Consider the following 14,375-nt stretch of genomic DNA (forward strand, 5'->3'; position numbering starts at 1 on the left):
TTACACGCGGAGCGGTGAATGAGCATGGAGTGGCGGGCGCGGCCGGTTTCGCTGGCTTGGTCGAATCCAGTGGTCCGGTGGTGGGGCTTCCTGAGCCTCGTCAGTGCCGCCAACATCGCGATCTGGTTCGCGCTGTACCGACAGTTCCACGAGCAGTCGAACGGCAGCCTCAGCAATACGTCCGGCATCGGCCTGATGCTGCTGCTCTGCGCGGCCTATGTGTTCGGCTGCGCGTTCCGCTCGGTGCTGCCGCGCGCCGACGTGCAGCGCATCTGCCTGTTCGACACCTGGCTGTCGAGCGTCGTGGTCGGCCGCACCGTCGCGACCGTCGCCGAGGTCTGCTTCGCCGCGCAATGGGCGATCGTGCTGCATCAGCTCGGCACCATGACCGGCGCCGAGACCACCATCAATATCGCCTGGATCATCGTGCCGCTGATCGTGATCGCGGAATGCTTCTCCTGGTATGCGGTGCTGACCACCCACTACCTCTGCAACGCGATCGAGAACTCGATCTGGGCCGTGGTGTTCTTCCTGGTCGGGATCGCGCTGTGCCGGCTGCTGCCCGAGTTTCAGGGCCCGGTGCGCTGGGCCTTCATCGTCGCGATCGTCGGCATCGCCGCCTTCCTCGCCTTCCTGATGACCATCGACGTCCCGATGTATCTGAACCGCTGGCGCGCCAATCTCGCCGCCGGCGGCACGCTGCTGCATCCACTCGATGGCCTGCGCGACGTCAGCCGGCGCTGGGTCGTGACCCACGACATCGCCGAGTGGCGCGAGGAGATCGCCTGGATGTCGCTATATTTCAGCATGGCGGTGTGGTCGAGCCTCGCGCTCTGCGTCGGCTACTCGCTCGAGGATCAGCTGCCGCGCTACCGCACCGAGCCGGCGATCGTCGCGACGACGCCGGCGATCGAAAGCCCGGCACCGGCGATCGTCAGCACGACGCCGGCGGCGCAGCACACCGCGACGATCGACGCGGCGGCGCCGTCACGGAATTGAGCGGCGGCCGCGCCGCGCGGCTTGCGGCCGTCGGCGCTTCCGGAGTAAACGCTGAGGCATCCCGCCCATCCGTCAGCGCGTTCATGCCCCGCATCACCATCATCGAAACCGGGCTCGTCAGTCCGCAATTCCGCGAGCGCCACGGCAGCTATCCGCAGATGTTCCAGCGGATGGTGGCCACGGCCGATCCGTCGATCGCCTGCGATGTCGTGAGCGTCGCCAACGGTGAGGCACTTCCGGATCCAGCCACATTGGATGCGATCCTGATCACGGGATCAGCGGCCGGTGTCTATGACGATGTCGCCTGGATCGCGCCGCTCGAAGCCTTCGTGTGCGCCGCCCATGACAAGCGCGTTCCGCTGGTCGGCGTCTGCTTCGGCCACCAGCTGATCGCGCAGGCGCTCGGCGGCACCGTGCGCAAATCCGAGAAAGGCTGGGGCATCGGCCGCCATGTCTATCGGATAGCGCCGGACAACGGGCTGATCGACGGCGAGACGATCGCGGCGGCCGCCTCGCATCAGGACCAGGTGACCGCCCCGCCCACCTCCGCACGCACCATCATGGCGTCCGCGTTCACACCGCATGCCGGGCTGCTCTATGCCAACGGCACCACGCTGTCGGTGCAGCCGCATCCGGAATTCACCGTCGACTATGCCGACGCGCTGTGCGATCTGCGCCGCGGCCTCGCGCCTGATGCCGTGGTCGAGACGGCCAAGGCATCGCTCACCGCACCTCTCGACCACGCCACGCTCGGCGGCGTGGTGACGCGCTTTCTCACCGTCCATAAGCCCGCGTAAGACAGCGCCTCAGGTCATGCTGCCCGGCATGAAGCAGCGCACGCGCGGGTGGCCGTCGATATAGTGCTTCCACACCATGGTCCGCCCGATCTTGTTCGGCTCGGTGATCAAGGCCTCGTTCGGCACCACGACCCATTCGTCGTCGATGTGCACGCGATAATGGCCATGATCCGACTCCCAGTCCGGATCGGCGACCACGTATCCGTCGGCGTCGGAACAGCATTGTCCGTAACCGCTGTGCAGGTTTTCGAACCAGGGCTTCAGAGGTGAATTGGCGTAGCGGCCGTCGTCGCGCGCCAGGGTCGGCGATGTCAACCACATCGCCCCCAGCAGCAGTGCCGCACGCGTGATGGCGTGCATGGTGTCGTCTCCGCAAGTGTCGATCCAGCTACGGGCGCACATCGCTCGACCGTTCGCCCGCGGCATTGGCGTCACAGGCGAAAGCACGACGAATCGGCGCCCCAGCACCTGACGTTTGGCCATGCAAGAGCAGCGCCAGACTGCATTCCGGGAGACTACGGGCGACGAAAGTATGGGGTGTGCGGACCATCGCGTGCCACGCGCGGCAAGTCGCCATCTCAAGCCCGCGCGTTCGGCTTCGGCACGGCTCGATCAGCGGATCGCCGCAGCGACCTCGGGGACCAGCGGCGGTGCGCTTCGCGATGCCGCCTGCAGCGCGCATTCGACGAACCGGCGCGGCAGCAGCGAGGCGTTCGAGCGCATCGCCACCAGCATGCGGCTCTCCGCATCCGGCGTGTCCAGCGCTTTCGCAACAACGTTCATGACGCCAGCCTGCTGGTAACAGGACGGCAGGATCGAAAGTCCGATCCCGGCGGCGACGAGGCTGAGCACCGTGCGCAGTTCGTGCGCCTCCTGCGCGATCCGCGGCGCAAAGCCGGCGCGCCGGCACAGCATCGCCGCCTGGTCGCCGACGCCGCAACCGCTCTCCGCCATGCCGACGAATTCGTGCTCGGCAAGGTCCGCAACGCTGAGCTTGCCGGGCGCGGCGGCCAGCGGGTGATCGATCGGCAGGAACACCATCAACCGGTCGCGCCAGACGACGTGAACCTGCAGATCGGCCGCCGGCCGGAAATCCAGCGGCGGGCGCATGATCGCGACGTCGAGCTCCGCGTCGGCGAGGGCCTGCAGCTGCTTTGCCGTCGACATGTGCCTGAGTTCGATCTTCACCCGCGGATAGCTGCTGCGGAAGCCGCGGAACAGTTCGGCGAACATATCGAGCATCGGAACCGAGTCGGTAAAGCCGACACGGACCGCGCCGGCTTCACCGCGCGCTGCACGGCGCACGGTCTCCGATGCGAGGTCGAGCTCGCTGACGGCCCGCCGTGCGTGCTCCAGCAGCAATTGGCCGGCCTCGGTGAGTTCGACCGCGCGCCGTGTCCGCGACAACAGCTGGGTGCCGAGCTCCTCCTCCATCGCCTTGATCTGTGTGCTCAGCGGCGGCTGGCTGACATGCAGCCGCTTGGCGGCGCGGCTGAAGCTGAGCTCTTCGGCGACCGCGATGAAGTAGCGAAGCTGCCTGTAATCCATCGCTTATTCCGTTTCCCTATAAGTGACGGGTCAAAGCGGTATTTGACCTCCCAGGTCCGTTTCCCGATCTTGGCGCCAAAACGCGGATGCTCCAAGGGGCAACACGCGCGGCCGGTCAGCCATGCGAAATCGCCGCGAATAACAGGTGCTCCGCCCGGTTCGGATCACAGGCGCGATAACAAGAAAGCAAGGGAGGATTCCAATGGGCCAAGCGTCCATCAGCGAGCTCGAACAGCAAACCATCCGCCGGGTCTATTGGCGGCTGATTCCGATCCTCTTCGTCATGATGTTCTTCAACTATCTCGACCGCATCAATCTCGGCTACGCCGGCCTGACGATGAACAAGGACCTCGGCCTCAGCCCCGCCATCTTCGGCTTTGCGGCGAGCATCTTCTTCCTCGGCTACATGGTGCTCGAGGTGCCGAGCAATCTGATGCTGCACTGGCTCGGCGCCCGGATCTGGCTCGCGCGCATCCTGATCACCTGGGGCCTCGTCGCCACGCTCACCGCCTTTGTCTGGAATCCGCTCAGCCTCTATGTGATGCGGTTCGGCCTCGGCGTTGCGGAGGCCGGCTTCATGCCCGGCGTGGTGCTTTATTTGACCTATTGGTTCCCCACGCGCTATCGCGCCCGTGCCGTGGCCGGCTACATCATCGCCGGCTCGTTCTCGGCCGTGCTTGGCGGGCCGATCTCGACCAGCATCATGACCTTCCTCGACGGCGCCGCCGGCCTGCATGGCTGGCAATGGATGTTCATCGCCGAGGGCGTGCCGACCATTCTGCTCGGCCTCTTCACGCTCTATTATCTGACCGACCGTCCCGCCAAAGCGAACTGGCTCACCAAAGAGCAGGCCGCCTGGCTGGAGGGCGAGCTCGCCGCCGAGCGGGCCGAGATCGAACAACAGGGGCAGCACAGGTTGATCGAATGCGTGCTCGATATCAGGGTCTGGCTGCTGGCTGCGCTGTTCGGCTGCGCGCTGGTCGGTATCTATGGCCTGCTGTTGTGGCTGCCGCAGATCATCAAGGGCATGGGCAATCTCAGCAACATCGAGGTCGGCTTCCTGTCGGCGATCCCGCCGCTGCTCGGCGTCGTCGGCACCATCGTGGTCAGCCGCAGCTCGGACAAGACAGGCGATCGCAAGTTTCATCTTGCGGCCGTCTATCTGCTCGCCGCCGTCGCGATGCTCGGCAGCGCCTATGTGGCGAGCCCGGTGCTGGCCTTCGTGTTGCTCTGCATCGTTGGCTTCAGCCTGAACGCCGGCAATCCGCTGTTCTGGAGCATCAACGCCTCGCTGCTGACCGGCGCGGCCGGCGCCGCCGCGATCGCCATGGTCAACACGCTGGCGCAGTTCGGCGGGCTGATCGGCCCCTGGTGCATTGGGCTGATCAAGGACTCCACCGGAAGCTTCTCCTGGGCGCTGGTCGGCATCGCCGGCTTCCTGTTCGTCGCATCCGCCATCGCCGCCACCATGCGCGTCAAACCGCGCGAGACCGAATTGACGGGCGCGATCCCGTCATCCGTCGCCCACTGACAACTCTGCCAAGGAAGCAACCATGATCATCGACTGTCACGGCCATTACACCACCGAGCCGGCCAAGCTGCAGATCTTCCGCGACAAGCAGCTCGCCGGCCTCGCCGACAGATCGCGCCGGCCGCTCACCACCAATCTCGGCATCACCGACGACGAGATCCGCACCAGCGTCGAGGGCGCGCAGCTCCGCCTGCAGAAGGAGCGTGGCACCGACGTCACCATCTTCTCGCCGCGCGCCGCCGGCATGGCGCACCATGTCGGCAAGGAAGCGACCAGCCGGGAATGGACCACGATCTGCAACGACCTCGTGCACCGGGTCTGCACGCTGTTCCCGCAGAATTTCGTACCCGTGTGCCAGCTGCCGCAGAGCCCCGGCGTCAAGCCCGCCAACTGCATCGAGGAGCTCGAGCGCTGCGTGACGCAGCTCGGCTTCGTCGGCTGCAACCTCAATCCCGATCCCGCCGGCGGCTATTGGTGCGATCCTCCGCTGACCGACGAATGGTGGTATCCCCTCTATGAGAAGATGGTCGAGCTCGACGTGCCGGCGATGGTCCATGTCTCTTCGTCCTGCAATCCCTGCTTCCACGGCACCGGCGCGCATTATCTCAACGGCGACACCACTGCCTTCATGCAGTTCCTGACCTCAGACATCTTCAAGCGCTTCCCGACCCTGCGGTTCATCATCCCGCATGGCGGCGGCGCGGTGCCCTATCACTGGGGCCGCTACCGCGGCCTGGCGCAGGACATGAAGCTGCCGCCGCTGTCGGAGCATCTGTTGAAGAACGTGTTCTTCGACACCTGCGTCTATCATCTCCCCGGCATCGAACTGTTGACCAGGGTGATCCCGGTCGAGAACATCCTGTTTGCGTCGGAGATGGTCGGCGCGGTCCGCGGCATCGATCCCGAGACCGGGCATCACTTCGACGACACCCGCCGCTACATCGATGCGCTGCCCCTGCGCACGGAGGACAAGGCCAAGATCTTCGAGGGCAACGCCCGCCGCGTCTATCCGCGCCTCAATGCCCATCTCGACCGCCGCGCGCACTAGCCGATCGCGCCGACAACACACCGGAGAACACCGATGGCCATAGGATTTGCAATTCACAAGGCGAAGCGGAAAGTCTCGCCCGACCTCGTCGCGCGCTACCGCACGCTGCCGGTCGCCAATATCAGCGATGTGATGTCGCGGATGGCGGGCACCAACCGGCTGCGGCCGATGCATGCGGGCGGCTGGCTCGGCGGCCCGGCGCTGACCGTGAAGACCCGGCCCGGCGACAACCTGATGGTGCACAAGGCGATCGACCTGGCCCAGCCGGGCGACGTCATCGTGGTCGACGCCGGCGGCGTCCTGGTCAACGCCATCATCGGCGAGATCATGTCGACGCTCGCCGAGAAGAAGGGCGTCGCGGGCTTCGTGATCGACGGCTCGATCCGCGATGCCGGCGCGATCCGCGCCGGTTCGTTCCCGGTGTTTGCCGCCGGCGTCGCCCATCGCGGCCCCTACAAGGACGGCCCGGGCGAGATCAATTGCGCCATCTCGGTCGACGGCATGATCGTCGAGCCCGGCGATCTCATCGTGGCCGACGATGACGGCGTGCTCTGCGTGCCGCATGACGAGGCGGAAGCCGTCTGCAAGCTGACCGAGGCCAAGAAGGCGAGCGAAGAAAAGGCCATCCAGCAGATCCTCGCCGGCACCAGCGACCGCCGCTGGGTTGACGATGCCCTGCACCGCCTCGGCTGCGAGTTCAAGGATTAACCTGCCGCCGTGTCCGGGAGGCGGAATGCCTGCCTCTTGGGCATAAGTCTCCGCAAAACCGGCGAGAATCACCACCGCGCAGCCGGTTGGCGGGCCCGTCCACCGGCATCGGGAATTTTTCCCGATTGCCGATGGAAAAGAATCCCGGACCTCCGGGACACATCTTGTTTGCCAAAGCACCAGCGCTCCCGCAGTCTCAAAGCCAAGGTTCGTCGGGGATAAAAGTCGAACCGGGACAACAGGGTGGGCGTTATGGCTGGTGCGTTGTTGCGTACGGCAACACGATTTTTGTCTGGTTCGGTCACTACGCGCGGCGCTGCGGCCATGCTCACCGCCATCGGCGCCGCAGCGCCGCTGACGATGGTGCAGGCCCAGACCCCCGCCCCGACCGAACTGCCGCCGGTCACCGTGATTGCCCCCTCGCCGCTTTCAGGCACACGCAGCATCAAGCCTGCCGCCCGGCCGGTGGTGCGGACCTCGCGAACCGCCCGAACACAGGCCGCGCCGGCCCAAACCGCGGCGGCGCCCGAGGGCGGCGCCGGGGTCCCGGGCCCCTCCGACCGTGACTCGAGCCTGCTTGACCGCGACAAGATCCCGTCCAACACCGAGGTGCTGACCTCGGCGGATTTCAGCCGCAACTATTCGACGAACTTTCTCGACTCGGTGAACCGCAAGTTGCCCGGCGTCACGCTGACCGACCAGACCGGCAATCCGTTCCAGCGCAATCTCGACTACCGCGGCTTCGTCGCCTCGCCGGTTCAGGGAACGCCGCAGGGCATCGCGGTCTATCAGAATGGCGTGCGCATCAACGAATCCTGGGGCGACGTCGTCAACTGGGATTTCATCCCGGAAAAGGCCATCGACCGGGTGTCGCTGGTTCCCAACAACCCCGTGTTCGGCCTGAACGCGATCGGCGGCGCGCTCAGCATCCAGATGAAGAACGGCTTCACCTATCAGGGCGTCGAGGGTGAAGTGTTCGGCGGCTCCTATGGGCGCGTGCAGGGCAGCGTGCAGGCCGGCGGCCAGAAGGAGAACATCTCGGCCTATGCCGCGTTCGAATCCGCCTATGATCGCGGATGGCGCGACTACGCCAATTCGTCACACGTCAACCGCATGTATGTCGACATCGGCGCGCGCAACGACGACACCGAATTCCACGTCAATTTCACCGGCGCCAGCAATCTGCTCGGCAACGTCGCCGCAACGCCGGTCGAGATGCTCAATCAGCGCTGGTCGAGCGTCTACACCTGGCCGCAATCGACGATGCTGCAGCTCGCCTTCGTCAACGCCACGCTGAGCCATAATTTCTCGGACACCTGGTCGTTCCAGGGCAACGCCTATTTCCGCGGTTTCCGGCAGACCCATGTCGACGGCAACGGCACCGACGTTGCGCCGTGCGACGATCCCACGACCTTGTGCATCGGCGACGGCCTTCCGGTTTTCGGTCCTGCGGATGGTCCCGCGACTCCGAACACACTGGGCAACGCCTTCCTTGGCGAAATCGATCGCAACCGGGCCGCGACCAACAGCTTTGGCGGTACGGCCCAGTTCACCAACACAGACAGACTGTTCGGGCACGACAACCACGTCGTCATGGGTGTCAGCGTCGACCATGGCAACACCAAGTTTACCGCGACCAGCGAGCTCGGCACCGTCGACCAGAATCTGTTCGTGACGGGCACCGGGGTCTTCATCAACCAGCCCGACGCCGGTCTCAGCCCGGTCGATCTGCGCGCAACCAACACCTACACCGGCGTCTACCTCACCGACACGTTCGACGTGACGAACAGGTTCTCGGTCACTGCAGGTGGACGGTTCAACTATGCCCAGATCGACCTGCAGGACCAGACCGGGACCAACGACCTGCTCAACAGCAGCAATCGTTTCCAGCGCTTCAACCCGGTGATCGGCGGCACCTTCAAGATCACCCCGAACCTCACCGCCTATGCCGGCTATTCGGAGGCCAACCGCGCGCCGACGCCGCTGGAGCTCGGCTGCTCCGACCCCAACCATCCCTGCATGATCGATACCTTCCTGGTGGCCGACCCGCCGCTCAAGCAGGTGGTGTCGCACACCGTCGAGGCCGGCCTGCGCGGCAGCTGGGGCCGCGACGCCAGGACCGGCGTGCTGAGCTGGGGCCTGGGCGTGTTCCACACCCTGTCCGACGACGACATCATCCAGGTGACAAGCCCGCTCGGCGTCAACAATTTCGGCTTCTTCCAGAATGCCGGGCAAACCTTGCGGCAGGGCATCGAGGCCAAGCTCGACTATCGCCTCGATCGCTGGAACGCCTACGCCAACTACACCTACGTCGACGCCACCTATCGAAGCGCGATCACGCTGTCCTCGCCGAACAATCCGAATGCCCTGACCAACGACGCCGGCGCGCAATTTGTCAACGTCACGCCGGGTGACCACATCCCGGGCATTCCCGCGCACCGCTTCAAGGCCGGCGTCGACTACAACGTGACAGATGCGTGGAAGGTCGGCGCCGACCTCAACGTCGTGGGCAGCCAGTGGATCATCCATGACTACACCAACCAGAGCCCGAAGGTGCCGGCCTACTCGGTCGTCAATTTGCACACGTCATACCAGGTCACGAAGAACATCGAGGTGTTCGGCCTGATCAACAATGTGTTCAACCGGCACTACTATCTGAGCGGCGCGTTCTATCAGACGGGCGGCTTTACCAGCGCCGGCGGCCTCCCCAACCTGATGGCGCAGCTGAACGATCCGCGCACCTTCGTGCCCGGCATGCCGCTCGCCGCCTATGCCGGCATCAGGGCGAAGTTTTAGGGGAATTTCCTGCGGGCCCGCGATGCTTTCGACGCCGTCATTGCGAGGAGCGAAGCGACGAAGCAATCCATTTTTGCTCGCGGCGTGATGGATTGCTTCGCGGAGCCTGTCATCCGGCGGCGCTATGCGCCGACCGGGTGGCTCGCAATGACGTGGATGGAGCAACCCGACATCAACTCCGCCAGCCTGACTGATGCCGCGCGCTACGCCACCGTCCCGCCGTCGACCGGCATCGCGATGCCGGTGACAAACGACGCCTTGTCCGACAGCAGGAACACCGCGACCTCGGCGATCTCCTCGGGGCGCGCGGCGCGGCCCATCGGGTTGCGGGTCACCGCGGCCTTGATCAATTCTTCGGGGTCGGCCTCGTTGTGGCCCGGCTGGTCGGGCCGGTTGACGAACACCCGCAGCATCGGCGTGTCGATCGCGCCAGGACAGATCGCATTGACGCGCACGCCGTCCTTGGCGTGGCGCTTGGCGAGCGCCCGCGCGAGGCCGATCACGCCGGCCTTGGCCGCCGAATAGGTCGGGCTCCACGGCGAACCGACCAGACCCGAGGTCGATGCGGTGAACAGGATGCTGCCCTTGCGTCGCGCCATCATCTGCCCAAGCGCCGCATGGGTGGTGATCAGCTGCGAGCGCAGATTGAGGTCGACGCTGAGGTCCCAGCCTTCCAGATCGTCGATCACGGACGGACCGGGAATGCCGAGATGATTCCAGACGCAATCGAGCGCGCCGAACTCCTTCACAGTTGCAGCGACGATGTCGCGCGCAAAGCCGTCGTCGCGCAGGTCGCCGGTCAGCGCCAGCGCGCGTCCGCCGCCCTTTTTGATCTCGTCGACCACCGCCTTCGCACCAGCCTCGTTCTGGTCGACGACCACGACCGCCGCGCCCTCGCGCGCGAGAATGAGCGCGCCGGCGCGGCCGGCGCCCGACGCCGCGGCGGTGACGAGTGCGATCTTGCCTTGCATGTCCATGGTTCGATCCTGATTGTGCTCGCGACCACGAGCCTTCTTAGTTCTGATTGAAGTTTTGGTTGGATCAGGACCGCAACGCCAAAGTCTTGCGCTGAAGCGCTACTTCATGCCCTCGATCTGTTCGAACGCGCTAAAGCATGATCCGGAAAAGTGCGAAGCGGTTTTCCGAAGAGATCATGCTCAAACAAGGAGCTAAAGCGCGATGACCATTCGACTTAATCTCGTCGCGCTAGCGGCCGCCGAACAGAACCGGAGACTGGCCAGGCAGCAGCTGCGAATGGATGTCGCTGTCCATGCGCTCCGCCCCTTGCTGGGTGAAACCAGCCCCGAACGACAGGGTGACATTCGAGGTCGGGCGGAACTCCAGTCCCGCCCGCGCCGTATACCCGGCGTTGACGCCGGGATTGCCGCTGAACGGCGCCAGCGGCCCGCCGGCGCCGGGGGGATTGTATTTCAACGAGTCGAAGCCGGCGAAGAACGTCACCGGCGTATCACCGACGCCTTTGAAATTGTAGCCGACCTGCGCGCCCTGATATTCGAGCGAGCCGAACGCCGCCGATCGACCGAGCGTGTTCCAGCCGGCGCGGCCGCCTTCGCTGCCGATAAACCAGCCATCCGGACGGCCGTTCAGATACGAGAAGTCGCCGCCTTGCGGGGCGGTGGCGTCAAAGCCCGGAAAGTTGCCGTAAGTGTCCGCCTTCTGGCCATCGGCCAGGCTGCCGCCGAAGCCGAACAGCGAGCCCGGCGTCCAGTAGCGCACAGGTCCAGCCTGGGCGTTGGCCTGCTGGGCGCCGAGACAGAGCACTGCGGCGATGACTGCGAGACCGGATTTGCTTGCGAAAGTGGACATCAGGTTACCGTCACGTGCGGGCAAACTATACCCGTCGGACATCCACAATGCCAGCACGGCGCCTGGCCCGTGAACAGCCAGCCGGCGACGGATCTGCCGCCGATCGGCGCACCTTACACGCACTCAGTCCTCGGTCTGTCGACGCCGCTCCTGGATCAGATCGATGAGGGCGCGAAGGCCTGCGGGTACATGGCGGCGGCCGGGATAATAGAGACAGAGTCCCGGAAACGATGGCGTCCACGCGGCGAGAAGCTGAACCAGCCGCCCCTCGCGCAGGTCATCGACGACATCCCACTCGGACATGTAGGCGAGGCCGTATCCTGCGAGCGCCGCCTCGCGGATCAGGCCGGAATCGTCGAGCGTCAGCCGGCCGGAAACGTCCACCAGCACCTGCTCGCCATCCTTCTCGAATTCCCACCGGTAGACCGCGCCCGCCGGCAGGCGCATGCGGATGCCGTCATGCGCCGTGAGATCGGTCGGCACGCGCGGCAATTTGCGCCCCTTGAGATAGGCGGGCGCGCCCACGATGACCAATCGCTCATCGCGCCCGAGCGGAACCGAGATCATGTCGGCGGGCACCTGCTCGGCGAGGCGGAAGCCGGCGTCGAAGCCTTCGCGCACGATGTCGATCAGTCTGCCTTCGGTGACGATGTCGATGGACATCTCGGGATAGCGGTTGAGATATTCGAAGACGATCGGCCGCAGGATGCGCTGTGCCGCGCCCGCCGAAGTGTTGAGCCGCAGCACCCCGGTCGGCGTCGCGCGGTGCTGGTTGACGGAATCGGCCGCGTCGCGGATCGCGGTCAGCGCCGGCGCGACCTCGGCGACGAACTGCTCGCCGGCCGGCGTCGGCGACACGCTGCGGGTGGTGCGGTTGAACAGGCGGACGCCGAGCCGCGCCTCGAGCTCGGCGATCGCCTGGCTCAACGCCGTGGTGGACAGCCCGAGCTCGGCTGCGGCGGCGCGAAAACTGCGGCGCCGCGCGACCGCGACCGCCGCCTCCAGCTCGATCAGTCGGCCCCGGCTCATTGTCCCGATTTCCGGACTAATTCATCCCCTTTAATGCCACTAATCGGGACCAATCGCCAGACCTATCTCCGCCCTATCGCAACGCGGAGAGATCACATGCGCATCATCGAGCACATCTATATCGACGGCCGGTTCGTCACGCCTCACGGCCGCGAGCTGTTCGACCTGCACAATCCGGCAACCGGCGCGGTGATCGGCCAGGTGCGGCTCGGCGACGCCGACGACGTCAACGCCGCGGTCGCGGCGGCGAAGCGCGCGCTGCCCGTGATGGCGCGCACCGGCAAGGACGAACGGCTGAAGATGCTGCACGCACTGCACGCCGCGATGCGCGCGCATGTCGACGAGCTGCGCGAGGCCGTCCTCGCCGAATACGGCGCGCCGGTCTCGCGATCGAGCTGGATGGCCGACTACGCCGCCGACGCATTCCTCGCCGCCGCGCGCACGCTCACCGACTTTTCCCTGGAGCGCGAGATCGGCACGGCGCGCGTGGTGATGGCGCCGGTCGGTGTCGTCGGGCTGATCACGCCGTGGAATTCCAACGCAGGCTTCATCTGCAACAAGCTAGCCTACGCGATCGCCGCGGGCTGCACCGCGGTGATCAAGCCGAGCGAGATGAGCGCGATGCAGACCGAGGTGGTGCTGCGCGCCCTGCACGAGGCCGGCCTGCCCGCCGGCATCTACAACGTCGTCAACGGCCGCGGCGCCGATGTCGGCAATGCGATCACCGCCCACCCCGACATTGCCAAGATCTCCTTCACCGGCTCGACCGCCGTCGGCAAGTCGATCGTGCGGGCGAGCGCCGACACCCTGAAGCGGGTGACTCTCGAGCTCGGCGGCAAGTCGCCGACCATCATCCTCGACGATGCCGACCTCGACGCGGTGATCCCAGGCGTGATCGAGGCCGGCTTCATGAATTCGGGCCAGGCCTGCGTCGCCGGCACCCGCGTGTTGGTGTCCGAACGCCGCCGCGCCGAGTTCGAGGCGTGTTTGAAGGCCGCGATCGAGACGCGCGTGAAGGTCGGCGATCCCCGCGACCCTGCGACCACCGTCGGTCCGATGGTGAGCCAGACGCAATGGGAGCGCGTGCAACGCTACATCCATCTCGGTCTCGAGGAAGGTGCGCGCCTGCTCACCGGCGGTGAAGGCAAGCCCGAGGGACTCTCCGGCTATTTCGTGCGCCCAACCGTCTTTGCCGATGTCAGCAACGAGATGCGGATCGCGCGCGAAGAAATCTTCGGGCCGGTGCTGGCGATCCTCAGCTATCGCGACGAGGACGACGCCGTCGCGATCGCCAACGACACCAGCTACGGCCTCTCCGCCTATGTGTTCGGTGACCGGGCGCATGCGGAACAGATCGCCGCCCGCCTCGACAGCGGCCGCGTCGTGATCAACGGCGCGCCGCACGAACCGCTGGCGCCGTTCGGCGGCATGAAGCAATCGGGTTTGGGCCGCGAGAATGGCCCGTTCGGGCTGGAGGCCTATCTGGAGCCGAAGACGTTGCTTGGTGCGCGCGCAGCCTGACGCGAACGCGGTGTTGCAGAATCGCCCGGACGGCCGGAAATTGATCGCATCAACAGGCAATGCGCATTGACAGGCTGGCACGTTTTCGAAACTGTGCGACACCGCGTCGCAGGCGCCGTCCATCGGTCTTGTGACCTCTCGACGCGGAAATGGCGTCGTCATGAAGTGGTTTCGTTCGAACATCAGGCACGGGGCTCGGCTGGCGCTGTTGGCGCTGTCGATCCAGTTCGTGCTGTCGTTCGGCCATTTTCATGCCATTGCGCCGGCATATGCGACGACGTCATCAGCGGCGCATGTCGAGAACGTCTCGCGCGACGAGCCTCGTTCGAATCCCGATTCCGATCAGGCTGCGGACCTTTGCGCCATCTGCGCCGTCGTGGCGATGGTCAACTCGGCAATGCCGACGCCGGCGCTGCCACCACTGCAGCTGCCGGATGCCGCAGCTCTGCTCGCCTGGCACATCGACAATTATGCGGCTCCGCTCGACATCGGCCGGCTGCACTATCAGCCGCGCGCGCCTCCGATCTCCTGAACTCCCTGCACGACTGAACTTCGAACGCGGCCACATGTC

At 65.6% G+C, this 14,375-nt stretch carries 13 protein-coding genes; 8 read left to right on the forward strand and 5 right to left on the reverse strand.

What is annotated here, in order from left to right; translation table 11 throughout:
* Positions 1–24: 24 nt before the first annotated feature.
* Positions 25–999, forward strand: coding sequence for a hypothetical protein (locus ACVIGB_RS22445; protein ID WP_456725097.1), 975 nt, complete (start codon positions 25–27; stop codon positions 997–999).
* Positions 1,000–1,082: 83 nt separating this feature from the next.
* Entirely contained in the window at positions 1,083–1,796 is a 714-nt protein-coding gene (locus ACVIGB_RS22450; protein ID WP_456721004.1) for a glutamine amidotransferase-related protein, read from the forward strand.
* Positions 1,797–1,805: 9 nt separating this feature from the next.
* Here the strand turns inward: ACVIGB_RS22450 and ACVIGB_RS22455 are convergent, their stop codons facing one another.
* Both ACVIGB_RS22455 and ACVIGB_RS22460 read right to left on the reverse strand, forming a co-directional pair.
* Positions 1,806–2,156, reverse strand: a complete 351-nt coding sequence (locus ACVIGB_RS22455; RefSeq protein WP_456721003.1) for a hypothetical protein — start codon at positions 2,154–2,156, stop codon at positions 1,806–1,808.
* Between the two features lie 252 nt (positions 2,157–2,408).
* Entirely contained in the window at positions 2,409–3,344 is a 936-nt protein-coding gene (locus ACVIGB_RS22460; RefSeq protein ID WP_456749210.1) for a LysR substrate-binding domain-containing protein, read from the reverse strand.
* 202 nt (positions 3,345–3,546) lie between these two features.
* On the opposite strand from ACVIGB_RS22460, the gene ACVIGB_RS22465 reads away from it, so the two are divergent.
* The 4 genes from ACVIGB_RS22465 (at position 3,547) to ACVIGB_RS22480 (ending at position 9,427) form a co-directional block, all read left to right on the forward strand.
* Positions 3,547–4,875, forward strand: a complete 1,329-nt coding sequence (locus ACVIGB_RS22465) for an MFS transporter (protein WP_456721001.1) — start codon at positions 3,547–3,549, stop codon at positions 4,873–4,875.
* Between the two features lie 22 nt (positions 4,876–4,897).
* Positions 4,898–5,923, forward strand: coding sequence for an amidohydrolase family protein (locus ACVIGB_RS22470; protein ID WP_456721000.1), 1,026 nt, complete (start codon positions 4,898–4,900; stop codon positions 5,921–5,923).
* 33 nt (positions 5,924–5,956) lie between these two features.
* Entirely contained in the window at positions 5,957–6,631 is a 675-nt protein-coding gene (locus ACVIGB_RS22475) for an RraA family protein (protein ID WP_456720999.1), read from the forward strand.
* A 324-nt stretch (positions 6,632–6,955) separates the two neighbouring features.
* Positions 6,956–9,427 carry a TonB-dependent receptor gene (locus ACVIGB_RS22480; protein ID WP_456720998.1) on the forward strand — a complete coding sequence of 824 codons (2,472 nt, stop codon included), beginning with the start codon at positions 6,956–6,958 and terminating at the stop codon, positions 9,425–9,427.
* A 203-nt stretch (positions 9,428–9,630) separates the two neighbouring features.
* Here ACVIGB_RS22480 and ACVIGB_RS22485 read toward each other — a convergent pair whose 3' ends face one another.
* From ACVIGB_RS22485 to ACVIGB_RS22495, 3 genes are all read right to left on the reverse strand, one after another.
* Positions 9,631–10,404, reverse strand: a complete 774-nt coding sequence (locus ACVIGB_RS22485; RefSeq protein WP_456720997.1) for an SDR family NAD(P)-dependent oxidoreductase — start codon at positions 10,402–10,404, stop codon at positions 9,631–9,633.
* A gap of 229 nt (positions 10,405–10,633) precedes the next feature.
* Positions 10,634–11,254 (reverse strand): hypothetical protein, encoded by a 621-nt coding sequence (locus tag ACVIGB_RS22490; RefSeq protein ID WP_456720996.1) that lies wholly within the window; start codon positions 11,252–11,254, stop codon positions 10,634–10,636.
* Between the two features lie 123 nt (positions 11,255–11,377).
* Positions 11,378–12,283, reverse strand: coding sequence for a LysR family transcriptional regulator (locus ACVIGB_RS22495; RefSeq protein ID WP_456720995.1), 906 nt, complete (start codon positions 12,281–12,283; stop codon positions 11,378–11,380).
* A 96-nt stretch (positions 12,284–12,379) separates the two neighbouring features.
* On the opposite strand from ACVIGB_RS22495, the gene ACVIGB_RS22500 reads away from it, so the two are divergent.
* Positions 12,380–13,804: an aldehyde dehydrogenase family protein gene (locus ACVIGB_RS22500; RefSeq protein ID WP_456720994.1), complete on the forward strand. Its 1,425-nt coding sequence runs from the start codon at positions 12,380–12,382 to the stop codon at positions 13,802–13,804.
* A gap of 160 nt (positions 13,805–13,964) precedes the next feature.
* On the forward strand, positions 13,965–14,336 hold the full coding sequence (locus ACVIGB_RS22505) for a DUF2946 family protein (protein ID WP_456720993.1): 372 nt from the start codon (positions 13,965–13,967) through the stop codon (positions 14,334–14,336).
* Positions 14,337–14,375: the final 39 nt, after the last annotated feature.

Source organism: Bradyrhizobium sp. USDA 4341, from assembly GCF_054063755.1.

What these genes read in the sequence shown, in the direction of transcription:
- ACVIGB_RS22445 (WP_456725097.1), top strand. Translation starts at nt 25, where the DNA reads ATGGAGTGGCGGGCGCGGCCGGTTTCGCTGGCTTGGTCGAATCCAGTG.
- ACVIGB_RS22450 (WP_456721004.1), top strand. Translation starts at nt 1,083, where the DNA reads ATGCCCCGCATCACCATCATCGAAACCGGGCTCGTCAGTCCGCAATTC.
- ACVIGB_RS22455 (WP_456721003.1), bottom strand. Translation starts at nt 2,156, where the DNA reads ATGCACGCCATCACGCGTGCGGCACTGCTGCTGGGGGCGATGTGGTTG.
- ACVIGB_RS22460 (WP_456749210.1), bottom strand. Translation starts at nt 3,344, where the DNA reads ATGGATTACAGGCAGCTTCGCTACTTCATCGCGGTCGCCGAAGAGCTC.
- ACVIGB_RS22465 (WP_456721001.1), top strand. Translation starts at nt 3,547, where the DNA reads ATGGGCCAAGCGTCCATCAGCGAGCTCGAACAGCAAACCATCCGCCGG.
- ACVIGB_RS22470 (WP_456721000.1), top strand. Translation starts at nt 4,898, where the DNA reads ATGATCATCGACTGTCACGGCCATTACACCACCGAGCCGGCCAAGCTG.
- ACVIGB_RS22475 (WP_456720999.1), top strand. Translation starts at nt 5,957, where the DNA reads ATGGCCATAGGATTTGCAATTCACAAGGCGAAGCGGAAAGTCTCGCCC.
- ACVIGB_RS22480 (WP_456720998.1), top strand. Translation starts at nt 6,956, where the DNA reads ATGCTCACCGCCATCGGCGCCGCAGCGCCGCTGACGATGGTGCAGGCC.
- ACVIGB_RS22485 (WP_456720997.1), bottom strand. Translation starts at nt 10,404, where the DNA reads ATGGACATGCAAGGCAAGATCGCACTCGTCACCGCCGCGGCGTCGGGC.
- ACVIGB_RS22490 (WP_456720996.1), bottom strand. Translation starts at nt 11,254, where the DNA reads ATGTCCACTTTCGCAAGCAAATCCGGTCTCGCAGTCATCGCCGCAGTG.
- ACVIGB_RS22495 (WP_456720995.1), bottom strand. Translation starts at nt 12,283, where the DNA reads ATGAGCCGGGGCCGACTGATCGAGCTGGAGGCGGCGGTCGCGGTCGCG.
- ACVIGB_RS22500 (WP_456720994.1), top strand. Translation starts at nt 12,380, where the DNA reads ATGCGCATCATCGAGCACATCTATATCGACGGCCGGTTCGTCACGCCT.
- ACVIGB_RS22505 (WP_456720993.1), top strand. Translation starts at nt 13,965, where the DNA reads ATGAAGTGGTTTCGTTCGAACATCAGGCACGGGGCTCGGCTGGCGCTG.